The 25,442-nt window shown below is 44.1% G+C and carries 21 protein-coding genes; 9 read left to right on the forward strand and 12 right to left on the reverse strand.

Annotated elements, in window-relative coordinates; genetic code table 11:
- Window positions 1-312: 312 nt before the first annotated feature.
- Both yjjG and yddG read left to right on the forward strand, forming a co-directional pair.
- Window positions 313-987: a pyrimidine 5'-nucleotidase gene (gene yjjG, locus ACED53_RS14465; RefSeq protein WP_017101728.1), complete on the forward strand. Its 675-nt coding sequence runs from the start codon at window positions 313-315 to the stop codon at window positions 985-987.
- Window positions 988-1,159: 172 nt separating this feature from the next.
- On the forward strand, window positions 1,160-2,086 hold the full coding sequence (yddG, locus tag ACED53_RS14470) for an aromatic amino acid DMT transporter YddG (RefSeq protein WP_017101727.1): 927 nt from the start codon (window positions 1,160-1,162) through the stop codon (window positions 2,084-2,086).
- Between the two features lie 18 nt (window positions 2,087-2,104).
- Here yddG and ACED53_RS14475 read toward each other — a convergent pair whose 3' ends face one another.
- Window positions 2,105-3,001, reverse strand: coding sequence for a cation diffusion facilitator family transporter (locus ACED53_RS14475; RefSeq protein WP_017101726.1), 897 nt, complete (start codon window positions 2,999-3,001; stop codon window positions 2,105-2,107).
- Between the two features lie 360 nt (window positions 3,002-3,361).
- Here ACED53_RS14475 and ACED53_RS14480 point away from each other — a divergent pair, with 360 nt between their 5' ends.
- Window positions 3,362-3,712, forward strand: coding sequence for a hypothetical protein (locus tag ACED53_RS14480; RefSeq protein WP_012600401.1), 351 nt, complete (start codon window positions 3,362-3,364; stop codon window positions 3,710-3,712).
- A 61-nt stretch (window positions 3,713-3,773) separates the two neighbouring features.
- On the opposite strand, the gene ACED53_RS14485 is transcribed toward ACED53_RS14480, so the two are convergent.
- On the reverse strand, window positions 3,774-4,652 hold the full coding sequence (locus ACED53_RS14485; RefSeq protein ID WP_009845583.1) for a LysR family transcriptional regulator: 879 nt from the start codon (window positions 4,650-4,652) through the stop codon (window positions 3,774-3,776).
- A gap of 161 nt (window positions 4,653-4,813) precedes the next feature.
- Here ACED53_RS14485 and ACED53_RS14490 point away from each other — a divergent pair, with 161 nt between their 5' ends.
- The 3 genes from ACED53_RS14490 to ACED53_RS14500 all read left to right on the forward strand — a co-directional run bounded on the left by ACED53_RS14490 (window position 4,814) and on the right by ACED53_RS14500 (window position 8,391).
- Window positions 4,814-5,413, forward strand: coding sequence for a class I SAM-dependent methyltransferase (locus ACED53_RS14490; RefSeq protein ID WP_029225585.1), 600 nt, complete (start codon window positions 4,814-4,816; stop codon window positions 5,411-5,413).
- A gap of 448 nt (window positions 5,414-5,861) precedes the next feature.
- Window positions 5,862-7,427: a YjjI family glycine radical enzyme gene (locus tag ACED53_RS14495; RefSeq protein ID WP_017101723.1), complete on the forward strand. Its 1,566-nt coding sequence runs from the start codon at window positions 5,862-5,864 to the stop codon at window positions 7,425-7,427.
- 49 nt (window positions 7,428-7,476) lie between these two features.
- Complete coding sequence (locus ACED53_RS14500; RefSeq protein WP_017101722.1) at window positions 7,477-8,391, forward strand: YjjW family glycine radical enzyme activase; 915 nt, start codon at window positions 7,477-7,479, stop codon at window positions 8,389-8,391.
- A 65-nt stretch (window positions 8,392-8,456) separates the two neighbouring features.
- Here the strand turns inward: ACED53_RS14500 and ACED53_RS14505 are convergent, their stop codons facing one another.
- The 5 genes from ACED53_RS14505 to yccS all read right to left on the reverse strand — a co-directional run bounded on the left by ACED53_RS14505 (window position 8,457) and on the right by yccS (window position 13,991).
- A complete protein-coding gene (locus ACED53_RS14505) occupies window positions 8,457-9,368 on the reverse strand; it encodes a LysR family transcriptional regulator (RefSeq protein ID WP_009845579.1) in 912 nt (303 codons plus the stop codon).
- A 53-nt stretch (window positions 9,369-9,421) separates the two neighbouring features.
- Entirely contained in the window at window positions 9,422-10,681 is a 1,260-nt protein-coding gene (locus ACED53_RS14510) for a hydroxymethylglutaryl-CoA reductase (protein ID WP_029225584.1), read from the reverse strand.
- Window positions 10,682-10,848: 167 nt separating this feature from the next.
- Window positions 10,849-11,169 carry a hypothetical protein gene (locus ACED53_RS14515; RefSeq protein WP_017101720.1) on the reverse strand — a complete coding sequence of 107 codons (321 nt, stop codon included), beginning with the start codon at window positions 11,167-11,169 and terminating at the stop codon, window positions 10,849-10,851.
- A 121-nt stretch (window positions 11,170-11,290) separates the two neighbouring features.
- Complete coding sequence (locus tag ACED53_RS14520; protein WP_017101719.1) at window positions 11,291-11,452, reverse strand: hypothetical protein; 162 nt, start codon at window positions 11,450-11,452, stop codon at window positions 11,291-11,293.
- A 352-nt stretch (window positions 11,453-11,804) separates the two neighbouring features.
- The gene (gene yccS, locus ACED53_RS14525) at window positions 11,805-13,991 is read right to left on the reverse strand and encodes a YccS family putative transporter (RefSeq protein ID WP_017101718.1); all 2,187 of its coding nucleotides are present in this window, start codon (window positions 13,989-13,991) and stop codon (window positions 11,805-11,807) included.
- Window positions 13,992-14,168: 177 nt separating this feature from the next.
- On the opposite strand from yccS, the gene helD reads away from it, so the two are divergent.
- Window positions 14,169-16,244 carry a DNA helicase IV gene (gene helD / locus ACED53_RS14530; protein ID WP_017101717.1) on the forward strand — a complete coding sequence of 692 codons (2,076 nt, stop codon included), beginning with the start codon at window positions 14,169-14,171 and terminating at the stop codon, window positions 16,242-16,244.
- A gap of 87 nt (window positions 16,245-16,331) precedes the next feature.
- The gene (locus ACED53_RS14535) at window positions 16,332-16,682 is read left to right on the forward strand and encodes a VOC family protein (protein WP_017101716.1); all 351 of its coding nucleotides are present in this window, start codon (window positions 16,332-16,334) and stop codon (window positions 16,680-16,682) included.
- A gap of 186 nt (window positions 16,683-16,868) precedes the next feature.
- Here ACED53_RS14535 and tkt read toward each other — a convergent pair whose 3' ends face one another.
- Entirely contained in the window at window positions 16,869-18,860 is a 1,992-nt protein-coding gene (tkt, locus tag ACED53_RS14540) for a transketolase (protein WP_029225583.1), read from the reverse strand.
- Window positions 18,861-18,950: 90 nt separating this feature from the next.
- Window positions 18,951-19,901, reverse strand: a complete 951-nt coding sequence (tal, locus tag ACED53_RS14545; protein WP_029223051.1) for a transaldolase — start codon at window positions 19,899-19,901, stop codon at window positions 18,951-18,953.
- Window positions 19,902-20,360: 459 nt separating this feature from the next.
- On the opposite strand from tal, the gene ACED53_RS14550 reads away from it, so the two are divergent.
- Window positions 20,361-21,359, forward strand: a complete 999-nt coding sequence (locus tag ACED53_RS14550; protein WP_017101714.1) for a sugar-binding transcriptional regulator — start codon at window positions 20,361-20,363, stop codon at window positions 21,357-21,359.
- A gap of 46 nt (window positions 21,360-21,405) precedes the next feature.
- Here the strand turns inward: ACED53_RS14550 and ACED53_RS14555 are convergent, their stop codons facing one another.
- The 3 genes from ACED53_RS14555 to ACED53_RS14565 all read right to left on the reverse strand — a co-directional run bounded on the left by ACED53_RS14555 (window position 21,406) and on the right by ACED53_RS14565 (window position 25,343).
- Window positions 21,406-23,709 (reverse strand): bifunctional diguanylate cyclase/phosphodiesterase, encoded by a 2,304-nt coding sequence (locus tag ACED53_RS14555; RefSeq protein ID WP_029225582.1) that lies wholly within the window; start codon window positions 23,707-23,709, stop codon window positions 21,406-21,408.
- A 435-nt stretch (window positions 23,710-24,144) separates the two neighbouring features.
- Window positions 24,145-24,993: a sulfurtransferase gene (locus tag ACED53_RS14560; protein WP_032499412.1), complete on the reverse strand. Its 849-nt coding sequence runs from the start codon at window positions 24,991-24,993 to the stop codon at window positions 24,145-24,147.
- Between the two features lie 35 nt (window positions 24,994-25,028).
- On the reverse strand, window positions 25,029-25,343 hold the full coding sequence (locus ACED53_RS14565; RefSeq protein ID WP_017101711.1) for a hypothetical protein: 315 nt from the start codon (window positions 25,341-25,343) through the stop codon (window positions 25,029-25,031).
- Between the last annotated feature and the right edge of the window lie 99 nt (window positions 25,344-25,442).

Consider the following 25,442-nt stretch of genomic DNA (forward strand, 5'->3'; position numbering starts at 1 on the left):
CCGCATCTTAACTTTTATTACCAAAATCACTTTGTAAATACGTGGATTCCATATAAGGAATGGGGTGAGCATGACGGATGACGGTAAGAAGTGCTTCATGGTACCTCCCGGTACTTAAGTGTATTTCTTGTATGGTATTGGTTTAATATGTGGCAAAATTTGCGATACATCATGACTTGTTGCTTGTTTTCTATAAATTCTTAGAACTATATTCAGGCTCACAAAAATGATAGTAGAATGCACATCTGGCCTTTGAGGCAATGAGAAAATAAATACAAGCACTGCTCAACCGCGCGAACTATAGGAAATAAAATGAAGTACGATTGGATATTCTTTGATGCAGATGAAACCTTGTTCCACTTTGATGCTTTTCAAGGAATGAAGCTGATGTTCTCCCGTTTTGGCGTGGACTTTAGCGAACAGGATTATTCAGTTTATCAAGAGGTTAATTTGCCGTTATGGGTAGATTACCAAGATGGCCGTATTACGGCGGCACAACTGAAGCACGCGCGTTTTGAAAGCTGGGCAGCAAAATTAGAGACAACAACGGCAGCACTAAACAGTGCCTTTTTAGCCGCAATGGCAGACATCTGTTCTCTGCTTCCTGGTGCAAAAGAGTTGATGGAGTCGTTAAAAGGCAAAGTGAACATGGGTATCATCACTAATGGTTTCACAGAGCTGCAGTCAATCCGTTTGGAACGAACAGGAATGACAGACTACTTTGACCATGTGATCATTTCTGAGGAAGTCGGTGTCGCTAAACCAGACGCGGAAATTTTTGAGCATGCACACAAGCTGATTGGATTGCCATCAAAGCAAAGAGTATTGATGGTCGGGGACAACCCGCACTCTGATATTTTAGGTGGCTTGGATTTTGGTATTGAGACCTGTTGGTTGAACAGCCAAGAGAAAGCGACGCCAGCAGGAATTAACCCTCATTATCAGGTTAAGTCTCTGGCTGACCTGCAAGCACTTTTGTTGGCATAACTGCTAACTGCTAATTGCTTTTAGATTTTTGAGTAAATGATTGATAGCCGAGTACAGTTATGTGCTCGGCTACTTATTTTTACTTACTGCAACTTATCGATAGTGGTGTTTAAGCCTACCTTTGCTTAAGCTCGCTTTGATTACCTAATTACAATAAAAAGAAGGAAGAGGCGTGCTGAAATCTCATCGCCATAGCTGCTACGGCATTGCTGCCATTTTACTTTGGAGCTGCTTAATTGCATTGTCTCGTAGTGTGTCAGAACAACTGGGCCCAATTGGTGGTGCAGCCAGTCTTTATACAGTGAGCTCGCTGTTGTTAGTCTGTGTTATGGGGCTACCTAAACTGTCGCGCTTCTCTAAATCGTATTTGATGATCGGTGGTGCCTTATTCGTTTGCTACGAAATCTTCCTAGCTCTGGCTTTAGGAATGGCAAATAGCCGACATCAAGCGTTGGAAATGGCCGTTATCAACTATCTATGGCCTGCACTAACGGTGTTGTTTGCGGTGCTGTTGAGTGACAAAAAGATCAACTGGTTGGTTTATCCAAGTATCGTCTTAGCGTTCTTTGGCGTGGCTTGGAGTATCAGCGGCGATCAGGGGCTTTCTGTCGATCAAATCGCGGCTAATATTGCAACCAACCCTAAAACCTATTCGATGGCATTCTTCGGCGCGATTATTTGGGCGGTATATTGCAATTACACCCAACGCGTTGCTAAAGGACAGAATGCGATTGTGCTTTTCTTTATCGCTACGGCGATCACTTTGTGGATCAAATACGCATTGAGTGATGAAACCGGCATGGTGATGACTTCAAGTGCTGCGATTGACTTAGTGCTTGCTGGGGCATGTATGGGGGCTGGTTACGCGCTTTGGAACACAGCGATTCTGGGGGGGAATATGGTGTTTCTTGCAACCATGTCTTACTTTACGCCAATCTTCGCGACGTTACTTTCCTCGATGATTTTGGGCTTGTCATTGACCATGACGTTTTGGCAGGGCGTATGTATGGTAACTGTTGGTTCACTGGCTTGCTGGTGGGTAACCAGAGACAAAAAGACGACGGTTAACGCGTCGGCTTCTGAAGAGGTTCAGTCTTGAACTTAAGAGAGAATGCTCTTAGCTCGCGATATTGAGGTTCAATTGAAGCTCATAAGGCATCTTAGATAGGCGTCGCTTAAGTTGGCGGCGTGTTCGTTCAATATCATCAACCGTAATCGCATCTTGGTCGTTAGTATGAATATCAACATTGACTCTTAGTTCCGGGCCAACCTTAGTCACACCCATTAGCTCCAAATCTTGCTCCGCATCTTTGTCCACAGCGACAACATTCTTATCTACCGCGTCACAAATATCTTTGGTTGCCGACATCATTAGCAGTTCACGCATTGCTTCACGTAACATGTCGAACGGCACTTTGATAAAGTAGAAAGACATCAGCAACATCATCATTGGATCGGCATATACCGCGTATTCAGCAAACGGAGAGTAAGCCACCAACCAAGCAACAACGAAACCTGCCGTAACTGCCACACTCAACAGCGTATCCATTTGCCACTGTTTAGACTCAGCTTGAATCAAACCTGAAGAAATACGTTTGCTCTTGTTAGCGATGTACCACCAAGCGTAACCACAACCCAATACGTTGAAAATACCAAACAGAGTTGCGATAGAAGCATCGACTTCACGACCACCTGTCATCAGAGCACCAATCGCAGAATAAAGCGAATAACCGACCACAAGCAGAATCACAATCGCTTTAATCGCGATTACGATCGGCTCAATGATTGCTCGACCGAACGGAAACTCCCTGTCTGATGGGCGATTCATGTATTTCGAAGCAGCTAGTGACAATAAAGTTAACAGTAAACTGATAAGAGAATAGACACCGTCAAATACTATGACTAGAGAGCCAACGAGAAGACCCAACACCAATCCGCCAATTGCGAAGCCTGATGCTAAAAGGGCTGAGAACAAGAGTACTCGGTTTTCGTTTTGGCTTTTCCTGTCACACATAATATTTTCCAGATGTTTTTGATAACTTCATTGTTCTAATATTGAGCTAGCTTTACAAACTTTATCTGATGACGTTTATATGTCGCTAACTCGTTTTACATTCAAGTGGTTATTATTCAATGGCTTAGTGGTGAATTTTGGTGTCAGTAAAGTTGACGATGACTGTTTTTCGGGAAATGTGAAACTGGCGTTAAATGGTTATGATTAGTAAAACACATAGGTTGTGAAGGTCTCATAGCCTAGTTGTGTAAAGGATCAGGCTGTTAGGGTTACAGAAATCGCGCTGAAATCTTATAGCTTAAACTTGGGTTTGAACCTTGGGCGTAGAGCTGAGTTGAACTTGAAAAGGAATGAATGAAGATGAAATTTGATGATCTCAACGATAGTGAGTTGTGGGTGATTGCTAACCCGATCATGGACAATCTGATGGACGGCTCGACCAAGGTTGACCATGCTCAGCACTGCCGAGACTTTACGCAGCGCATGAAGGATATTGTGACGCCTGAGTATCTGGAAAAGGTGTGTCATCATTATCAACACAGCAACGGATTTTTTGCTGAACGTGAGCCTGTGGCGCTATTCAGACGCTCCGATTCCATCGCCTTTGTTTGGAAGCAAGCGTATACCATTGCGAAAGGCGAATTTGTGGCAGAAATGGTGTTAGTTGAAGAAGACGGACGTTATTTAGTGGATCACGTGATGGTCTTCTAAAGAGAGGGCTTTTTATTTGCTAGATGACTTTAAGTGTCGAGATAGAACATTATCTGACACTTTAGAAATCAAACAAGTAATCGCTGATCTGATCCGCTAACCAATTCATACCAGGGTGTTCCGCCATACCTGCCGCGGTAAACATACAGTAGTCTTCTTGAGTCAGGCCATAAGTGTGCTTGATCACCGCCAATTCTTGTTCGCGCAATAAATGGCGTATCAATGGCTCAGGCATTACGCCCCATGCATCTTCTCGTAGAATCGTATCCAACATAAAGTCGAAGCTAGAGAAGCCGATGTATCGGCGTGAGAAGGGCTCAAGCTCAGGGTTATCTTTTTCATTGAGATAAACCATGGTCGCTTGCATCGAATTTCTTAGTACTTCATCCGACACTCTTCGCATCGCACTCAAATCATGCCCTTTCTTACATACCGACATCATTCGGATCTTGCCGAGTGGGTTGTAGATAATTCTTGGGTCGTCGACACGCTCGTAATCGACACCAAACGCAAAATCAACTTGCTGAGTTTCGACAAGATTAGCCAAGTCGCCACTAGACGCGAGAACGAAGTTGAAAGAAGTGGAAGGGTATTTGTTGTTTAGGGCGTGCGATAAACTTTGCCACATTTCATCGGGAAGGGAATCGTCGCGTGCGATCCAAATCTCGGCGTTGAATTCACCCGAAACATGTAAGCAGGTTTGCTTAATGCGTGCTGCCGTTACCAACATGCCTTCACAATCTTTATAGATGGCCTTACCGGCCTCTGACAGTTCGACATGGTTACCGCTGCGAACAAACAGTTCGACATCTAACTCTTTTTCCAAGGCTTTGATCGACATGCTCAGTTTGGTTCGGTTGCATTCTAGCTGTCGAGCAGCTTCAGAGACGGATCCTAAATCAGCAACAGAACAAAAGGCTTGGACTTGAGAAAGGTTCATTTCATTTCCATATTGAGCGGGTGGCGGTGCATATTATCTGAATATTGTGCTGACTATCTTAGAAATAGTCCATCTTTGCATGATAACTCTATGACGAATTGACTAATTTGGTTTATTCTGGGGGCGTTCCGAACCTACAAGAAGTAAAGATGGAGGCCATGATGGCGAAACAATGGGACGAGTACGCACCTGATTGGGATAACGATCCCGCTACTGCTGTATTCGCACAGTCCGCATTTGACCAGTTAACACAGCTCGTTGATTTGAACGGAACCCGTGTCCTTGATTTTGGTTGTGGTACAGGATTACTCAGCCAGAAAATATCTCCTTTTGCAAAAGAGATCATCGCTCTCGATATCTCAGAAGGGATGATTGAAGAGTTAGATAAAAAAGAGCTGTCTAATGTAGAGCCTGTCGTTGATATCTTATCGCGCGGACTTGCAGCCCAGCACCCAGCATTCAGAAATCAGTTTGACTTAGTGGTAGCCTCTTCGGTATGTGGCTTTATTCCGAATCTACAAGATACGGTCAGCCTTATTTATACTCTGTTAGAAAACGATGGGATTTTTGTACACTGGGATTGGTACTTAGAAAACGACAGCGAAGATTTTGGGGTCAGCGAACAGCGCTCCCAGAATGTATTGAGCGCAGCAGGTTTTTCGATTGTTGAAGTCTCAACACCGTTTTCAATCGACACCCCACGAGGTACTTTGAAGGTACTGATGGGTGTAGGCCGTAAACAAGTGGTTCCTCATCTATAGTTCACTTGTCTGTAGTTGACTTATCTGGAGTTGACGTATAGATAGCTGATCAGATAACCGCACTCACGCTTAATTGACTAAACCCACATCAACGATCTTTGCATCCGTTATGTGGGTTTTCTATTTATACGCACTTGCGTTTTAAACTAAACGGTTCAATCAAAGGGCCTAATCTCTTCTGCTCACTCTTTCCCTCCCACCATAAACTTTGTTCTACCGTTAATTTCTCGCTTTCCCAACGACAACCATCGATAAACAACCATCATTAATTTGCAAATGGCCAATTTATAAACTGTCTACTCACAAAATTTACAAACTATCTATTCACAAATTACTAAGTTACAAATGGTGCTTTCCATTTTGGAAATGTAGCCTTGCATACATTTCATTAGTGGAAATGTAAGTGATAGATATAAAATAAGCCCATAAAAATATTAAGGGTTTAATCATGAGCCACCAATCTGTGTCATCTACTTCTTCATCACTTTCAGATCAACAACAACGCTTTAGCAATATCATTTCAGATGCCAACCTGTCCCCAAAACAGAAGTCGAGCTATCTTGCCTTAGAAGCCGAAGCCAGCCTGCCGTATATGCCGGTAAGCAATGAAGTAGAGCAAGCCTTACAACAAGGTGTGCTGTGTGACATGTTTGAAGGTCACGCCCCATTTAAGCCGCGCTATGTGCTTCCTGATTATTCCAAATACTTACATCAAGGCTCAAAGTATTTAGAGCTTAGCGCGGCTACTAATTTCGACGAAGCATTGAACATGCTCACCATCCTTTATCATCACGTTCCATCAGTGACTTCAATTCCGGTTTACTTAGGCCAGTTGGACGATGTGTTGATGCCTTTTGTTGGCGGTTTGACGGATGAGCAGGTATACCAAAAGCTGAAGCTGTTCTGGATCATGCTGGATCGCACGCTGCCAGATGCCTTCATGCACGTTAATATTGGCCCTAGTGACAACATTGTATGTCGCACTATTTTACGTGTGGATGCTGAACTCAAGCAGATCGCACCTAACTTAACCTTTATGTACGACCCTGCAGTCACATCTGATGACCTGCTTCGTCATGCTGCGAGCAATATCTGTGAATGCAGCAAGCCGCACATTGCCAATTATCCTGCACACGCCGCTGCGTACGGAGATAAGCGTTTTGGCATCGTGAGTTGCTACAACTCTTTGCCTCTGGCGGGTGGTTCAAACACGCTAGTACGTATGAACCTCAAGCAAGTGGCTCTGAAATCTGAAGACAGCGTAGACTTCTTACAGCAAGTACTACCTAACTACAGCAGCATCATGATCGAATTGATGAATGCACGTAGCCGCTTCTTACATGAAGAGTCTAACTTCTTCGAAGGCTTCTTAACCAAAGAAGGCTTAATTGAAGAAGATCGCTTTGCGCCAATGTTTGGTATTTATGGCATGGCTGAGGCGGTTAACATCTTAATGGAAAAAGAAGGCAAAGCAGGGCGCTATGGTCACGATGAACAAGCAAATCAGTTAGGCCATCGTATTTCTGAAAAGCTGGCTGAGATTGTTGAAAACTCGGAAGTGAAATATGGGCTGGAAGGTAAGGCTCTGTTACACGCTCAAGGTGGTATCAGCCTAGATGAAGATGTGACGCCGGGTGTACGCATCCCTTACGGAACAGAACCGGATCCAGTGTCTTACGTACGTGCGACGGCGGGTCACCACAAGTTCTACACGTCGGGTATTAGTGACATTCTGACCATTGACGAAACGGTGAAGTCCAATCCAGAAGCGATGTTCAACCTGTGTAAAGGGGCGATTCAAGCGGGTTACCGTGAGTTCACCGCTAACGTAGCATCGAACGATTTGGTTCGTGTGACAGGTTATATGATTAAGCTGTCTGACATTGCCAAATATGACGAGCAAGGTTCACGCACCAATACCACTTTCCTTGGTGCTGAAGCTGCAAAAAATACGGGCATACTAGAGCGTAAACCACGCGTAGCGAGCTTAGAGATGTCGCCGACATACGAATAGCTTTAACGTACGCATGTTATGTGTTTCTCGAATACGAACAATGTGAATTATGAAAATTTCTGATCTAACAACTCAAATGGCTAGGGTTAAAAATAATAAGACAGAAAAACAAGCGAAGGTCAGCCGTGTGCTGACCTTTTCTTGTGTTGATGGACCAGGAAATCGCTTGGTGCTGTTCCTACAGGGGTGTAATTTCGATTGCATTACTTGTCATAATCCACACACCATCAACCACTGTAACCATTGTGGAGACTGCGTGAGTGGCTGCCCGAGCAGTGCTCTGAGTCTTATTGAAGGCAAAGTGAAGTGGGATCCGTTAGCGTGTACCAACTGCGATCAGTGCGTCGATATCTGTGATCATAAGTCTAGCCCCAAAATCACCACGATGACGGTATCAGATGTGCTTGAACTGGTTAGGCACAATCAATTCTTCCTGAGCGGTATTACCGTTTCGGGTGGCGAGGCGACCATGCAATTGCCGTTTATCGTCGAGCTATTTCAGGCGATCAAAAGCGATCCGCAATTGGCACACTTAACGTGTTTTATTGATAGTAATGGCTCGTTGACACAGCAAGGTTGGGATAAGGTATTACCTTACCTTGATGGTGCGATGATCGACCTAAAATCATGGCAATCTGAAACGCATCAATGGTTAGTGGGTAGAGGGAACCATCGAGTGTTTGAAACCATTAACTACTTAGCTGATAAAGGCAAATTACATGAAGTTCGGTTACTGCATATTCCTAATAAAAGTGACCTAGATATCGAGGTAGAGCAGGTCGGGTATTACTTGAAGGGTTTGCCAAGTGATGTTCGAATTCGGTTAAATGCGTTTCAACATCATGGGGTAATTGGCGAAGCTTTAGAGTGGCCTAAATGCACCGAACAACAAATGCAGAGCTTTCACGATAAGCTCTACTCAATTGTTCAAAGAGCAATGCAAACCCCTGAGGTATATACTTAGTCTCTTATCAAATTTCAGTCTTTATAAAACCAGTCTTGTTAGTTCAATCTGCTTCTAACAAAGGTCTAGGCTTCTAAAAACAAGTCACACAACCATTTGATCGCCTGATCATTCATGTTTGGCTTGTTCCATACCAAACTATACGCTACTTTTCCGTAATCAAAAGGAAGCGGCTTACTTACCAAACCTTGTGCTTGTTTGGCATGCTCAGCCCATTGTTTTGAGCAAGTGAACAAGAAAGGTGTGTGGTGACATAACACCGCCGCCGCGCCAAAGTCCGCTACCGATATCGCCATATCTCTAGGCTTATGACATTGCACTAAGTTTTGCTCAAAGTAAGGCTTAGACAGTTCGTTATCTAAGATCCCAATGTGTTTGTAGTCTAAATAGCCTTCAACTGTTAGTTCTTGCTGAGCGAGAGGGTGGTGAGCGCCCATCAAACAAACCATTTCATCAGGAAGAATCGTTTCCCACACCAGCTCTTTATTATCCGTTGGGGGTTGAGAGATATCGTGTGGCAACAGGATCAAGTTGACCTTACCACTGAGCAAAGCATCGAATCCAAGCTCCTGTTTCGAATAGATATTAAGTTTGGCTTTTGGTGCAAGTTCCGTGGTGATTTTGCTGATCTTGGAGGCAAACACTTCGAAGGTACTTTCACGCATCGAAAGTGAAAAGCTGCCTTGATACTCCTGAGGAGTAAAACTCTTTTGGTGAAGTAACCCGTTCATGCTGGAAAGAATCGCGTGAACAGTGGGCGCTATTTTCAGGGCAAAGGGAGTCGGGATCAGCTTGGTGCCGTCTCGATAGAAAAGTTCGTCATTAAGGATGTCACGCAGCTGAGACAATGTCTTACTCACACTCGAAGGGCTGACAAAGAGTTGCTCTGACGTTTGAGTGACGCTGTGGGTGTTCAGCATAATATGAAGCGCAGTGAGGTGTTTAAGGCTCACTCGCGATAAATGTAAGTAATCCATACACAACTCACTCAATGCGTGACAACGGTCGGTTTAAGGTTTTATAACAGAAACTAGCGCGCTAACTTGTGATGAGCGCGCGAAAAGTGACCCGCACAGAATGCGCCTACAATCGATAGCTCACCCGCCAAACATAAAGCCGCACAAACCTCAGCTAAGGCTTGTGATTTACCGTTGCCGTGTAGCCCTAGTAAATCGAGACACGCTTTTTGGCTTGGTAGGCCAGTACCGCCACCGACTGTTCCTAACATCAAGTTAGGCAGCGTTACACTCGCGTACAAACCACCTTCTTTGTTGAGCTCCATACGAGTCATACCAATCGCAGACTCAGCAACACACGCCGCGTCTTGACCGCAAGCAATGTAGAGTGCAGCAAGTGCATTGGCATAATGAGCATTGATACCAATCGTACCGCTTAGAGCGCCACCGACTGTGGTCATTTGTCCGAACTGCACCATCTTCTCTGGTGTGGTGTGGAGGTACTTAGCGACAAGTTCAGCAGAGATATTGACCTCGGCTGTGACTTTTTTACCACGAACGCTGCGCAAGGTTTGTGTATTGGCTTTCTTATCGCCCGATAAGTTGCCATCAAGGAAAGCATGATCGGGCTTAACCGGCGTATTTTCTATGATGTACTCAAATACAGCGTTGGTCGCGATAGTTACCATATTCTGACCAGAAGCGTCTCCGGTTAGAAATTCAAACACCAAGTAAACATGGTTACCTTCGATGTTGACATTGATGTCGGTAAGTTTGCCGTGCGACGTTGTTGATTCAGCTAAGGTTTTAAATTGGTCATACTGGGTCACTGCCCATGCCACAAACTGTCCTGCTTCAACTAATCCTTGGAATGCGAAACCAGGAGTGCGTGTTACGCCTTCATTGAGCAACATTGCACTTGCACCACCACAAGCTGTGATCAGCTTTGAACCACGGTTATACGACGCGACAAGCGCCGCTTCAGTGGTTGCAAGTGGGACTAGGTAGTCGCCTTTAGCAAACAGGCCATTGACTCTTAAAGGGCCAGATATACCAACAGGGACTTTTACCGTGCCAATAAAGTGCTCTATGTTTTTCTCATAAGCCTGAATCTGGCTTTGAGTATGAGGGTCGAGCAGTTCTTGCTGCGAGTCTGCATTATCGAGAGCCGCCCAGCGACGTGTAAGGTTTTTTTCAGTCAGGTAAGGGCTCGGAGTCAGTTTATTCACTGGCTTATCAAAATGAGGCTGGAGCTTCTTTTCTAATTCGTCTGCGGAGATGTCGCCTCCTAAAATAGAAACATAGTCACGGCGATGCAGATTTAGTTTTGGCATAAATAGTATGAAGTAAAGTTTGTGCAGCAAAATTGATTTGCGCTGATTCTACCGAGTAATAAACCAGAAACAAGTGCCTGATATAATGAGTTACAGTTTGTATGGATTTAGAGCCATTTGTTAGTCAAAAAGAGGGTAACCATCAAATCGATAAATAGTAGCTCGAATCAGATATGGATATCGAGAAGGCTACCAATGGCTTCGTTTTGACGATCAACCACACTCGCACCAACACGGTTGTAATTTGCGCTCTGTGTCAGCTTTAATAACGCTTCAGTAGAGGAAGAAGCTGGTTCAGGCTCTTTCTCTTTAAACGAAATGGGTTGTTCAGGTTCTATTTGATTGAAGCTCAAATCGCTAGTTTGGAAAGTGTCGTCGGTTTTTGGAGAGTGTTTAGAGTTTTGGTTAAGCTCGATAGCGGCTTCTTCAGCCATGTTGGTTGACTGCTGAATGATGGCGTAACCAGATTGAATACCAGATATCGACATAGCAGAACCTTTTATTGACGTATGAAATGAGTCTAGGCGGACGATATTTTGAGTGCAATGGAGAACGGCTACAAATTACTAAGATCAGGTGGATTTAAGCTAAAATAGTGACTTTAGTCTATTAATTGAACAACTCATTCAGTACGTTTAACTCTTCATCTGTCAAAAGAGAAGGTTGATCTGTTTCAAGGTTTTCGCCTATTTCACCTTGAAGTGCTTTCAATTGCTGCGGGTTAAGGAGCTGTATTTTCTGCTTAAATGCTTCAAATTGCTGTGTATTCATAATGAGACCTTAGTTCAAATCCATATGCTCAATAGAGCATAGCTTACTGATTCAATAAATCAAACAAGATTAAGTGAATATTAAATGAAGTTTGAAGTTTCCTAAAACTAAGACAACTATAGATCCCTTTGGTTGTTTTTTGTCCGAGGAATGTTAGGCAAAGTTATGAATGAGTCAATCAAAGTCAGCAAGTTTGCATGCGTGTAAGATTTGAACAGCCCTTGTAGAGAAAGGGTAGGCAAGTGGTTGCTCTACCTAGGTGAGCCTTTTGGTAGAGCAATGTATAAATATACGCAGCGTTCAAAAAGTGAGCAATTTCGTTATCTTTTTGTTTTTACTGTTGTTTTGTTTTTTATCTTGAAACTTCTTTTTCAAGCGGCTTTTCAATCTTAACTTTAACTGCGAATTTTGTGGCTAAGGTATGCAGTTCTGGAAGCATTCGATAAATCAAATGTAGCTGTTGTAGAACCATTCTAACAGAGCTCTCATCCTCTTCTCGCCACTCACTTAAACGTTTATCAAGCTCAGGATCGTAAGCATTTTTGACTTCGCATTGCTCGCAATGAGAATACAGCTGGTCGTTGAGCGCATCCAAGTGCTCGTGTATCACTCTATGGGCGTCCAACACCAGTTTGTGTGTCGCTTCATCATCAATACGCGTTCTGTGAGCGCCAAGTGCAGAGATATAGCTAAGCAAAGCGTGGTTTAGAGTAAGAAAGCGGAAACTTTCGTCTTCAGACGTTCGATACTTGCCGGGTTCAACTAGCATACTACTGATCGCGACGGTTAGATTGGCGTCGTTATTATGTGCGCTTCGACGAGCAATACGGTAGTTGAGGTTGTCTTTTTTGCCCACACGGTATTGGCCAATGATCTGAGCCAGATATTTCTTATTGGAATCGAGTGCATCCGCCATTACTTTATGCAATCGTTTTGATTGCCAATCTGGTAATACGTAGATCACGGCAAGTACTGCGAGAGCACACCCAATAAAGGTATCAGCGAGCCTTGGCAATACAACTGCGTAGCCTTCCCCTAATTGATTGAAGCAAAAGAGCACAAGCAGTGTGATAAAGGCGGTCGCGAAGCCGTAGTTATTGATACGGAAAGCGAAGAACATCACGCCACTGACCACAATGAATACCAGCTGACTCTCTTGAGATGGGAAAAAGGTCAACAACGGTACTCCAATCAACAAGCCTGCGACGGTGCCAATGACACGAGCCGTCAGCTTTTGTCGCGTTGCACTATAGTTTGGTTGGCACACAAACAGTGTTGTTAGCAAAATCCAATAACCTCTTTCAATCTCAAAACCTTGGATGATGCCGTAACCGATCGTCAAAGTGATCGCCATACGAATTGCATGACGAAATAGCATCGAGTCGGTGTTCAAGTTGGCTTTGATCTTATGCCACATCGCCGTCAAAGTATGAGGGTTGGTATCGTCCAGTACGCCTTCTTCTAGTTTTTCTGCATCTGGGTTACTTATATTTGATAGCTGTTTTTCTACGGTAGCTAGGTTATTAAATAAGTAATCTAATTGGTTGAGCAATGACTTCCATTCTGGTTTGTTCTGTTGATGCAGGTGATTAAGTGAAGACATCAGTTCATCCAGTGCCAGAACAGATTTTTCGCCATGTTGGTATTCAGCGCCAACCTTCAGTGAGCTTGCCACTTCTTTACAAGCTTTAGCTTGGGCTTCGAGCAGGTACTTGAATCGAAATAAAACGTCTGATCGCTCAAAGTGTTTTGCCAGTTCTTGATAACGGTAGTGGCTGGAGCTCACGCGTTCATGAATATCTTGCGCGATGAAGTAGGTGTTTAGGAATCGGTCACTCGGTCCGTCAATGTGTCCGCGCTTAGAGCGGTTGAGTAGCGTCGCTTTGCACATGTTGAGCGCGTTAACAGTGCTAGCATTGAGTTTGGCTTCAATAATGCGATGTGGTTGGGGAATCAAATCTGAAACTGGATAGAAGAGCTCTGCTTTAGAGCCGATGTAATTGCCGATTTGATCGAATACTGTTGCTAGGTTTTGCTGCACTGGTTGCATTGGCCATACGATCTGCCAAATCATCGACATGAAGTAGTACCAAGCGGCGCCCGTTAACAGTAATAGAGGTTGAAACCAAAGGTTAGTGCTCTCGTGAGCCCCAAGCATGGCGTAGATAGCCACAAGTAATGATCCAAATGCGATACTGGCATATTTAGGACCAATTGCCCCAAGTATAATAAAAGAGAAGGTTGAAACGAAAAGCCCTATCGCGAACAGCCAAGGGGTGTCGAAGAGAATTTCAATAGAGAAGGCTGCAACGGCAAAACAGATAAAGGTTAGCGTGAGTGCTTTCAAACGTCCGGTAAAGCTATCATCACTTTCAGCAAGAGCCGCAGCAATAACCCCTAAAATTAATGGTGTGATCAGTGTGTTTTGACCATAATACCAAGCAGGTACTACAACACCGAGCAGAGTGATGAGAATTAATACGCTGTAATTTATGGTTTTATTCGCCCAATAAAGGCGTAGTTTTGCTGAGAAGTCCACAGTCGCTCACTTGACACACTAAAACCATAATCCTAACAGAAATCAAGCACAAGAATTTGATACTTATCCATAATTGCCCCTAGGTGGTCATGAAAGCGTCGATAAGCAGTGAGACATTATTAATTCTCACTGCATCATGATATAAATTCAATATTCCCAATTAAAGAGCACGCTCCAATGCAGCTAAGCGCTAATAAGACTGCACAGTTTTTTATTCAAAATGAATATCATCAAGTTGAGCTTGATGGTCCACGCCTGCTGTTATCTTCAGTAGGCAGTGAAGAACGTATCCCTTTCACTATTTGGAGTGGCAAGATCGCGATAAAGCGCGGATTGTTTTGGGGATCGTTGCAGTTTTTTGCTAATCAACAAGATGGCAAACAGCGAAGCTGGTTAGTCCAAGGCCTTCCATGGGAACAATGTCGTCAATTTGCGCGCGCATCGGTTGCTGCTTATCAGAAGTGGCATGACAGACAATGTGAACAGTTGGCAGAGCACGTTCCTCAATGGGAAGCTGAATTGACACGTCTTGAGCAACTTCCTGCTTTCCTACCGCATTCTAAAGTGAAGACTTGGGTCGACATGGTCAACGCAGGTCTGGGAAATATGACGATGACTCTAGAGGAAGCGGCACAGCGCATGCCAAACCGCATCGCTCGAATGCAGCCATGGTTGTCTGAAACGGAAATTAAGCAAGCCGAGAGGAATCAACAGTGGTTAGAGACAGAAAGACAAAACTGGGAAGTATTGTTTGCTCAATGTGAGTCGTCACCCCTGAACTTATCGCAACAATATGCGGTCTTGATGAATGATGATCACAACCTTATTTTAGCGGGCGCAGGCTCAGGTAAAACCAGTGTTCTCACCGCTCGCGTCGCGTATTTATTGCAAAGCCACCAAGCTCAAGCTGAAGAGTTGTTACTGCTCGCCTTTGGTCGTGAAGCCGCGGAAGAGATGAAGCAGCGCCTTAACAGCAAAATTGGCATAGCAGCCGAGAAGGTGCAAGTCAGTACTTTCCACCAGTTGGGTCTAAAGATACTGAATCAAGTTGAACCCGAACGCGTGGTTATTTCTCCGCTCGCACTCGATGACAACCAACGCCAAGCATGGTGCATTGATTGGTTGAAGAAGCACTGGATGACGCCGACCAACTTTAAACGTTGGCAAAAGCACTTGTCTAAATGGCCAATTGCTTATTTAACCGGTGATGATGAGCTAGGTAGTCATGTTTCAAATCTTAAATTGATTGGTTGGCTTGAAAAGCAACTTGAACAGTTGAATGCATCGGGTTTAACGAAAAAAGAAGTACAGCAACAACTGATTGATCACCGTGACTATACGCGCCTCAATAGCGAGCTTTCACTGTGTTGGCCATGCGTAACTGCTTGGCAAAAGGAATTGAAAGAACAGAATCATATCGACTTCTCAATCATGATCAGCCGAGCGACACAGTATGTCGAGAAGGGGAAATTCATTTCGCCTTGGAAGTTCATCATGATCGATGAATATCAAGATATCTCACCAGATCGTTTAGCCTTGGTTGAAGCCTTGTGCAATCAATCGAAAGCGCAGCACCAAGCTTCTATTTTTGCCGTAGGTGATGACTGGCAGTCAATTTACCAGTTCGCGGGTGCAGATGTTGATCTAACGACGGGCTTTAAAGATCGTTTTGAGAGCTCGACAATTCATCATCTAGATACGACTTATCGATTTAACAATCAGTTAGGTTCGGTTGCCAATCGCTTTGTGCAGGAAAACCCGATTCAACTACCAAAAGAGCTCAACAGCTTCAAACAACAGAAGCATAAGTCGGTTTATAGTGCGCCAAGCAAAGAAGTTGAGAAGATCCTCGATCAGATAAACAGGCAAGCAAAAGGTAAAGCGAATAAATCAGTTATGTTGCTTGGGCGAAATCATTACCACAAACCAGAGCTGTTGGAAGACTGGAAAAAGATCTATAACTCAATTGATATCAGCTTCATGACTTGTCACGCGAGTAAGGGTAAAGAAGCGGATTTCGTGATTATTCTTTGCGTTGATGAAGGACAGTTCCCCGCGAAGAAGAAACAATTGCACATTGATGGCGCGTTGACTGAATCTTCGGATGTGTTCCCTTATGCGGAAGAGCGTCGTTTGTTTTACGTGGCAATGACGCGAGCAAAAGAAAAAGTATGGATCACGCACAGTGGCGATGGTTCTGGCTTTGTGCAAGAACTGCATGGCTCTGATTACCCTGTCGTTCGTAAAAAGTGATGTCACTTGGCGTAATTGTCTAAGATTAGATCTTCAAGCCCTGCCTTAATATCACAAGGCAAACGTATAAAGCAGAAGGAATCCGCTATGGAACACGGCTCTATTAACTACATTGAATTTGCTGCGAAAGACATCGCCGCAACTAAGGCGTTTTTCAGCCAAGTGTTTGGTTGGAGCTTCGAAGACTATGGCCCTGAGTATTCTGCTTTTGAAGGTAAAGGCTTAATGGGTGGCTTCTATTTAGCGGATCTGGCGTCGAATGCTGAAAGTGGCGCAGCGTTGATGGTTTTCTATAGCGAAGATCTTGAGCAAACCAAGCGTGATGTGACTGATGCTGGTGGAGAGATAAACCGTGAGATATTCAGTTTTCCCGGCGGCAGACGTTTCCATTTCAGAGAGCCAAGTGGCAACGAGATGGCAGTGTGGAGTGATAAGTAGAGAGTTAAGATTCTGGTAAACAAAAAGCCAGCTATGTGCAATGATCCTGTAACGTTGGACATTTCTGTTAAGCGGTGATCAAGGCCTGACTATCGAAGTCAGGCCTTTTAGTTTCACTTTATACGTTTGTTATTGTAGAACTAATTATGCATCACCCCATTTAAGGGCGAGGCAATTTAATCAAGACTAAGCAAGAATCTCTTTCGCTGTGTTTACTACGTTTTCTGTAGTGAAACCAAACATCTTGAATAGTTCGCCTGCTGGTGCAGATTCGCCGAACGTTGTCATACCGATGATCTTGCCACCGAAACCAACGTACTTGTACCAGAAGTCAGCGATGCCAGCTTCTACAGCGATACGTGCTGTAACGTCAGATGGAAGTACAGACTCACGGTATTCAGCATCTTGCTTATCAAACGCGTCAGTTGCAGGCATAGATACTACGCGTACCGCTTTGCCTTCAGCTGTTAGTTCAGCAGCAGCGCTAACCGCTAGCTCAACTTCAGAACCAGTTGCGATAATGATTAGCTCTGGCTTGCCAGCGCAATCTTTCAGGATGTAACCACCCTTAGCGATGTTTGCTACTTGCTCAGCGTCACGATCTTGTTGTGTAAGGTTTTGACGAGAGAAGATAAGTGCAGAAGGGCCATCTTTGCGTTCGATTGCCAGTTTCCAAGCGACAGCAGACTCAACTTGGTCACATGGGCGCCATGTGCTCATGTTTGGAGTTAGACGTAGAGACGCGATCTGCTCAACTGGTTGGTGAGTTGGACCATCTTCGCCAAGACCTATAGAGTCATGCGTGTAAACTTGGATGTTCTGAGTTTTCATCAGAGCAGCCATACGCATCGCGTTACGAGCGTATTCCATGAACATTAGGAACGTTGCGCCGTATGGTACGAAACCACCGTGCAGAGCGATACCGTTCATGATAGCCGTCATACCGAATTCACGCACACCGTAGTGGATGTAGTTACCAGAGAAGTCATTTGCTTCAAGAGACTTAGAACCAGACCACATAGTCAGGTTAGAAGGCGCAAGGTCAGCAGAGCCGCCCATGAATTCAGGTAGCATAGCACCGAACGCTTCTAGTGCATTTTGAGATGCTTTACGTGATGCGATGTTTGCAGGGTTAGCTTGAAGATCAGCGATGATTGCCGATGCTTTCTCTTCCCATTCAGCAGGAAGATCACCGTTTACGCGGCGTTTGAATTCAGCTGCCAGCTCAGGGTATGCTGCTTCATAAGCTGCAAGTTTCTCGTTCCACGCTGCTTCCTTAGCTGCGCCTGCTTCTTTCGCATCCCACTCTGAGTAAACTTCCGACGGAATTTCAAAAGGACCGTGCTCCCAACCTAGTTGTTTACGAGTTGCTGCGATTTCGTCAGCGCCTAATGGTGCACCGTGACAGTCGTGCGTGCCTGCTTTGTTTGGAGAACCAAAGCCGATTACTGTTTTAGTACAAATTAGAGTCGGACGAGGATCCGCTTTAGCTGCTTCAATAGCCGCGTTGATAGCGTCAGCATCGTGACCATCAACTGCTGGAATTACGTGCCAGCCGTAAGCTTCGAAACGCTTAGGAGTATCGTCAGAGAACCAACCTTCAACTTCGCCATCAATAGAGATACCGTTGTCATCCCAGAAAGCAACCAGCTTACCAAGACCTAGCGTACCCGCTAGAGAGCATGCTTCGTGAGATATACCTTCCATCAGACAGCCATCACCCATGAATGCATAAGTGTAGTGGTCTACGATGTCGTGGCCTTCTTTGTTGAACTGTGCTGCTAGCGCTTTCTCTGCCATAGCCATACCAACAGCGTTGGTGATGCCTTGACCTAGAGGACCTGTAGTTGTCTCGATACCGGGTGCGTAGCCGTACTCTGGGTGACCTGGAGTCTTAGAGTGCAGTTGACGGAAGTTCTTAAGATCTTCAATTGAAAGCTCGTAACCTGCTAGGTGAAGCAGAGAGTAGATCAGCATTGAGCCGTGGCCGTTAGACAGGATAAAACGGTCGCGGTCAGCCCATTCTGGGTTTGACGGGTTGTGGTTTAGGTGAGAGCGCCAAAGTACTTCAGCGATGTCAGCCATACCCATAGGTGCGCCAGGGTGACCAGAGTTTGCTTGTTGTACGCCGTCCATGCTTAGAGCACGAATAGCGTTAGCTAGATGTTTGCGGTTCATAATTGCTTCCAAAATTGATTCGAAATTAAAAATTCGTGGATAGATGTAAAAGAGGAACGAAATTCGTTCCTCTTATTTATTCGGTAGTGATTACAGCTTAGCTGCGATCATGTCTTCTAGTTTGCCTTGGTCTACGGCGAAGTTGCGGATGCCTTCAGCTAGCTTCTCTACAGCCATTGGGTCTTGGTTGTGATCCCATAGGAACTCAGCGTGAGTCATTGCAGCAGGACGCTCTTTAGTACCGTTAGAGTCGATTAGCTTCTCTACTACTTCGCCTTCAGCTGCTTCTAGGTCAGCTAGAAGTTGAGGAGCGATAGTTAGACGGTCACAGCCAGCAAGTTCAAGGATCTCGCCGATGTTACGGAAGCTTGCGCCCATAACAACAGTCTTGTAACCGTGCTCTTTGTAGTAGTTGTAGATGTCTGAAACTGAGATTACGCCTGGATCTTCTGAAGCTTCGAAATCACGACCTTCTTTCGCTTTGTACCAGTCCATGATGCGACCAACGAAAGGAGAGATTAGGAATACGCCAGCTTCAGCACAAGCACGAGCTTGAGCGAAAGAGAATAGAAGCGTTAGGTTACAGTTGATGCCTTCTTTCTCTAGGATTTCAGCAGCACGGATGCCTTCCCAAGTAGAAGCCAGTTTGATAAGGATGCGGTCGTTAGTGATGCCAGCGTCGTTGTACATTTTGATAAGTTGACGAGCTTTAGCAACGCTGCCTTCCATGTCGTAAGAAAGACGAGCATCTACTTCAGTAGAGATGCGGCCAGGTACAACGTTAAGGATTTCTTTACCGATGTTCACGTTAAGCATGTCACAAGTGTCTTGAACTTGTTGTGCTTTGTCGCCACTTTGCGCTTTAGCGTATTCGATAGAAGCATCGATTAGAGGTGCGTACTCAGCAATTTGAGCGGCTTTAAGAATTAGAGATGGGTTAGTTGTTGCATCTTCAGGAGTGTACTTGCTGATAGCTTCGATATCGCCAGTGTCAGCTACAACAGTTGTTAGTTTACGAAGTTGCTCTAATTTATTGCTCATTTTGATCATCCTATGTATCGCAGAACACCCCTTTAATGGGAGAGGTGTGGGCATTTGCAAGCGAACTAATGAAGTTCCTCATGGTTGTACCAGTGAGTCAAACTTACATTAATTTAAATTTTTCTTCGAACGAACATTTGCACAGAACATTTGATCGCTCGATGAGTAAATGATGTAGCCATATTTATCCGATCTAGCCCCAAAGTCAACGGTAAATAGTGCTGTATGGTGACTTCAGTCAAATATATTTCGCTCTAGTAATCATGGGGTATGCAAGCAAACGTTTAACGAACAAAGTGAGGTGAATTAATCAACACCAAAACTATGGTTATGATACTGAGCAAATGCTCCTTGATGTTACATATGTTCGGGGTGTAAGCTTGTGTATCACTTACTGAGCTCTCCTTTATTAGGAAGTGCAGCAGGTAAAATAATTGTTAAATATTGGTTGAGTGGTATATGAGTAACAATATCCAAGATGTTTCCGAAGAAAACACTGATCTCCTAACCGAAGTCGCCGTTGCCTACTATCAAGATGGTGCGACTCAAGAAGAGATCTCTAAAAAATTCTCTATCTCTCGTGCAAAGGTTGGTCGAATGCTCAAACAAGCCCGCGATGAAGGGATTGTCGAGATCACCGTGAAATACCACCCAGTATTCAGCGCGAAGATCGAACAACGTTTGATCGAACGATTTGGTGTTAAGCGTGCACTGGTTGCATTAGACCGACCGAATGAAGAGAAGCAGCGGTTACAGGTTGCGGGCTTGGTGTCGAACTACTTAACGAGCACCCTAAAAAACGGCATGGTAGTCACGGTTGGCCAAGGTCGAAACGTATCGTCGGTTGCTCACCATACTGGCGTAATTACCCCACGTGACTGTAAATTCGTATGTGGTATCGGCGGCATTCACCCAAGAGGCGGTATGTTTAATGCCGACCATATATGTAGACAACTCGCCAAGAAATACGGTGGATCTTCTGAAACCTTGTATGCGCCTGCTTATGCAGAGAACAAAGCACAAAAATCCGCGTTCATGGAAAACAGTACTGTTAAGCAAACACTCGATCTAGCTCGTAAGGCAGATGTTGCATTAGTGGGTATTGGTGACATGAGTGAAAACAGCTATATGGTCGACCTAGGTTGGTTTACGGCGGGAGAGGTCGTTCAATCTCGTTTACTACAAGGCGTGGTGGGTGACTTTGCGGGTTATGACTTTTTCGACGTGCATGGTAAAGCGGCAAACACAGTAATGAGTGACCGAGTCATCGGCTTAGGTTTGGAAGAGTTCCGTCCTATCGCTGAAGTAATCGCCATTGCTGCCGAGAACAGTAAGCCATTAGCTCTGTTAGGTGCATTAAGAACCGGCGTAGTAGACGTGATTGCAACCAGCGTAAGTAATGCTTTGACGGTACTTAACTTGGATGAGCAGTTGAAACATGCTGAGTTAGATGATTAGCAAAATATAAACCAGGGGAGCCCGTTTTGGCTCCCTTTTGCTCTCGCTAAAGAATAGGTTTTGACTCTTTACTCGTGATTTTAGGGATTGAAGAGAGGTACGTGCACAGTTCACCATAAGGAATAGGACGAGAGAAGTAGTAACCTTGCATTAAGTCACATCCACATGCTTTTAGAATCGCGAAGTGTTCGTTTGATTCTACGCCTTCTGCCAGCACCACCATACCGAAGTTTTTACCGATAGCGATGATGTTCTGGACCATTGTTAGTGACTGTTGATCGACTGCTATGTTTTCAATGAAACTCTTATCAATCTTAAGTTCGTCGATAGGGAGTGCTTTTAACATGCTCAATGACGAGTAGCCCGTACCGAAGTCATCTAGAGAGATCTTAATATCGTTTTCTTTGAGGGCTTCAAACAGTGGTTTCACTATAGCCACATCTTCAATGAACAAGCTTTCAGTAATCTCGAGCGTTAAACAGCTTGGTGAGAACTGATATTTCTCAAGCGTAGCGAATAGGTGTTCTGAGAACGACTTATGTGAAAACTGACGTACGGATATATTGATCGAAAGACCGATCTTTTGTTCTATCGTTCGGTGTAAATGAGCGATCTGCATAACGCTGGATTCAATAATAAAGGTGCCGAGTTTTTGCATTAAACCTGTACTTTCAGCAATAGGAATAAATACGTCTGGCGGGACAAAACCCAGTTCATCATCTACCCAACGCACAAGCGCTTCTACACCGTGAGTACTTTCATCGGCACGAACCAATGGTTGAAAAACCATAAATAAAGCTTGTTTATCGATAGCGATACGAAGCCTTTGTTCTACTCTCATTTTGTAGAGGTGGGCGTCTTGCATCTCAGTCGTAAAAATACTGTATGAGTTTTGCTGCTGTTTCGCTTTGTACATCGAAATATCGGCAGAGCGTAACAGGCTATCTAAATCTCTTCCGTGGTCTGGGAAGCGGGCAATACCTACACTGCAACTCAACAAAAATTGAGCGCTTTCAACTTCATAAGGTTGAGAAAGTACTTCAATAATTCGTTCTGATAGTCGCTTAATTTCAGATTCACTATTCAGCGTTGTTAAAAACAAGAACTCATCACTGGATTCTCGTACCAATAGGCTGACTCTGGAGCGAAACCGCATCAAACGTAATGCAATTTGTTTGAGCACCTTGTCTCCGAAGTCATGTCCATGGGTATCATTAACACATTTGAAGTTATCGATGTCGATAAACAGCAGTGAGAATGGCTCTGACTCATCTTCAATCCACTTGCCAATGTTTTTACGCATATAGGAGCGGTTGGGGAGAGAGGTTAATGGATCGTGATTGGCTTGGTAAATCAATTGGCTGCGAGTTCGTTGCTCGTTCTTCGCAATCGATTTTACTAAAAAATAGAAACCAAACTGAAGAACAACAAAAACAAAGAAAAGAGTACCGAACTCTTTTGCGAATATACCATCAACGTGTTCTAGGTCTGTACGGCCGACAACCCAAAGCTTGTAGCCTGGAATGTATTTAGCGCTAACGAGCGATGGGAAAGCGCTATCATCGATACAGAAAGAATATGTGTATTTTCCTGTTTTCGCTTCTTTGACGCTGACAGTCACTTGCTCAGAAAAGCTTTTGGTAATGCGATCCATTAGATCGTTATCAACTGGTTTTAAATAAGCGTCTAGCGACTCGATATCGCTAGAAAAAAACTGACGATAGTTGTCGGTTCTAAGTAGAGTTAACGTGTTGTAATTGCCTGCGTGCGCATTGTTTTCAAACAATATTGTGCTGTCTAAGCGTAAACCTGCGGTCATGACTGCATCAACGTTCTTGCCATCGAGAGAAATGGATTTTCTCATTGGGATCACGAGGCTGTTAAGAGAATCATGGAAATAAGTGCGCCCCAAAACCATTTTATTACTAGATACAGCCTCTAGAAATGAGTCTTTGGTGTATAGGAGATCCAGTAAGTTAAATTGGTCAGACAGCTGTAGGTTTGAGCTGATTGACAGGTAATCCCCTTGAGGATTTAGTAACCCGAAAGCGGCTATTGCAGGATGACTATCAAGCAGTTTATCTAATATTGGTCGAATTTGAATCGAAGCCGTTCGGGTAAAGTCGGACTGCTGAGCAAGTTGATGCCCAACCACTTCAAGCAGTGCTTCTTGGCTAGTTAATAGAGAGTTTACTGAGCTAGAGAAGATCTCGACTTGGATATGTTGTTGCTTGGTAAAGTCATCTCTGTTTGATTGCCACTTGGTTATGCCAAAGGCGCTGAAAAGTATCAGGGTAAGCAGCACGATCAGAGCGTACAGCGACCAGATATTTTTCTTAAATAGAGCCATGAGATGCCTTTTGTTGGTGACTACTTTTAACAGACTGCAAGTGACAACGTTTATATCGCCAGTGTGATTAATACAACGAGGCATAAAACATCAGAGATGAATATATCAATGATTAAATAGTGTAACGGCTACGAACAGAGATTCTTGAATGAAATATTAACACTCATAAACGTGCTGACAATTAACTCATGATTAATCACAGTTTTTGTTAGAAACCGGATGGCTCTACACATAGGTAGTGTTAACTCTGTCACTACCTAGGTGTCTTCAAGTGACTACGTCTTCAAGTTACAACCGTGTTAAACGCTTGAGTTAATAAGTGCCTAGCTGATTGAGCAATAAGATGCTTAAGTGTCATGGGCTTCAGCCATAACCTTTAGTAAGCTCCGTATGCATGCGCAGTATATTCTAACAGTATCATTAAGCGAAGCTGAATTACTTTTTAGTTACGGCAATAGGTAGTTTTTCATTTGCGCCCCATTCAGTCCATGAGCCATCGTAAACGCCCATATCACTTGAATAACCAGCCAGTTTAGCGGCTAATAAAATGATGCAAGCCGTCACACCAGAGCCACAGCTAAAGAACATAGGTTGAGAGGGGGTTAAGTTCAGAGTCGAGAAAATGTCAACTAACTCTTCTTGAGGTTTCAATTTACCTGCATTTAAGACTTGTGCGAACGGCAAGCAAACTGAGTTTGGGATGTGGCCACTACGTAAGCCTTCACGTGGTTCTGGAACTTCTGAATCGAAGCGAGCTTGAGAACGTGCATCCAGAATGTTTGCACTTTTGTCATCGGAGTAGTTTTGGATTTGCTGAGCATTTACAAAGTGGTTGTCTTGAATTTGGCCTTCAAAATTGCCCGCTTTGACTTCGGTGCGATAGTCAGTCTCTGTCGCGTAACCGGCTTTTATCCAAGCAGGTAAACCGCCATCTAAGATGTATACGTTGTTATGTCCCATTGCCATAAACATCCACCATGCGCGAGGCGAGGCAAAAGTTCCTGAGTTATCGTAAACCACTATCGTACTGTCTTGATTGATACCAATTTCTTGTGCGCGTGTATTGAAGTGTTTTTCGGTCGGGAACATGTGAGGGAGTAGAGTGTGCTTGTTACAAAAGTTTTTGTCGTAGTCGAAACGAATCGCACTAGGTATCATTTGTCCTTTGATCTTTTCTGACTCACTTGGGATCTGAAATTCGATACTGGCGTCGAGGATTACAATGTTGTCTTCTTCTAGCAAACGTTGTTGAAGTTGTTCTGGTGAAATGAGTGGCTGATTCATTCTTCTTATATCCATTCTTGTTGTTATATCGGCGACTAAGGCGCAGCCCAGCAGTGGATGAACTGATAGCTGCTTTGTCCGGTTATTTGATTGTTTAATGTATCAAGCACGACCACAGAATCAAGAGGGCAGTCTGTTGTTGGTGGAATGGAAACGCGAAATATTTCGTTGTCTTGAGTTTCAACCGTGAGGTAGCGCCTATGTCCGTCTAGGGATTGAGTGAGCGTATTGGAGATGACTCTGGCTTCAATGCGTTCTCCGGTAGAAGATGTCATCGGGAAATAGGTGAGAAATAAAAGTAGCCCAATACCAATCGATAATATAACGAATCCCATTTTCAACTGTTTCATAAAGTAAGCCTTTGAAAGTCATCTTTAAAAGATAAGACAGGCTTTCGATAAAGTGAACATAACCAGTACTGAAAATTGAAATAGCGCCCAAATAAAAAG

This window comes from Vibrio sp. 1F169 (genome assembly GCF_041439605.1).
Lineage (GTDB): Bacteria > Pseudomonadota > Gammaproteobacteria > Enterobacterales > Vibrionaceae > Vibrio > Vibrio tasmaniensis_A.

Coding starts and splice junctions, on each gene's coding strand:
- yjjG (WP_017101728.1), top strand. CDS start 313: ATGAAGTACGATTGGATATTCTTTGATGCAGATGAAACCTTGTTCCAC.
- ACED53_RS14475 (WP_017101726.1), bottom strand. CDS start 3,001: ATGTGTGACAGGAAAAGCCAAAACGAAAACCGAGTACTCTTGTTCTCA.
- ACED53_RS14480 (WP_012600401.1), top strand. CDS start 3,362: ATGAAATTTGATGATCTCAACGATAGTGAGTTGTGGGTGATTGCTAAC.
- ACED53_RS14485 (WP_009845583.1), bottom strand. CDS start 4,652: ATGAACCTTTCTCAAGTCCAAGCCTTTTGTTCTGTTGCTGATTTAGGA.
- ACED53_RS14490 (WP_029225585.1), top strand. CDS start 4,814: ATGGCGAAACAATGGGACGAGTACGCACCTGATTGGGATAACGATCCC.
- ACED53_RS14495 (WP_017101723.1), top strand. CDS start 5,862: ATGAGCCACCAATCTGTGTCATCTACTTCTTCATCACTTTCAGATCAA.
- ACED53_RS14500 (WP_017101722.1), top strand. CDS start 7,477: ATGAAAATTTCTGATCTAACAACTCAAATGGCTAGGGTTAAAAATAAT.
- ACED53_RS14505 (WP_009845579.1), bottom strand. CDS start 9,368: ATGGATTACTTACATTTATCGCGAGTGAGCCTTAAACACCTCACTGCG.
- ACED53_RS14510 (WP_029225584.1), bottom strand. CDS start 10,681: ATGCCAAAACTAAATCTGCATCGCCGTGACTATGTTTCTATTTTAGGA.
- ACED53_RS14515 (WP_017101720.1), bottom strand. CDS start 11,169: ATGTCGATATCTGGTATTCAATCTGGTTACGCCATCATTCAGCAGTCA.
- ACED53_RS14520 (WP_017101719.1), bottom strand. CDS start 11,452: ATGAATACACAGCAATTTGAAGCATTTAAGCAGAAAATACAGCTCCTT.
- helD (WP_017101717.1), top strand. CDS start 14,169: ATGCAGCTAAGCGCTAATAAGACTGCACAGTTTTTTATTCAAAATGAA.
- ACED53_RS14535 (WP_017101716.1), top strand. CDS start 16,332: ATGGAACACGGCTCTATTAACTACATTGAATTTGCTGCGAAAGACATC.
- tkt (WP_029225583.1), bottom strand. CDS start 18,860: ATGAACCGCAAACATCTAGCTAACGCTATTCGTGCTCTAAGCATGGAC.
- tal (WP_029223051.1), bottom strand. CDS start 19,901: ATGAGCAATAAATTAGAGCAACTTCGTAAACTAACAACTGTTGTAGCT.
- ACED53_RS14550 (WP_017101714.1), top strand. CDS start 20,361: ATGAGTAACAATATCCAAGATGTTTCCGAAGAAAACACTGATCTCCTA.
- ACED53_RS14555 (WP_029225582.1), bottom strand. CDS start 23,709: ATGGCTCTATTTAAGAAAAATATCTGGTCGCTGTACGCTCTGATCGTG.
- ACED53_RS14560 (WP_032499412.1), bottom strand. CDS start 24,993: ATGAATCAGCCACTCATTTCACCAGAACAACTTCAACAACGTTTGCTA.
- ACED53_RS14565 (WP_017101711.1), bottom strand. CDS start 25,343: ATGAAACAGTTGAAAATGGGATTCGTTATATTATCGATTGGTATTGGG.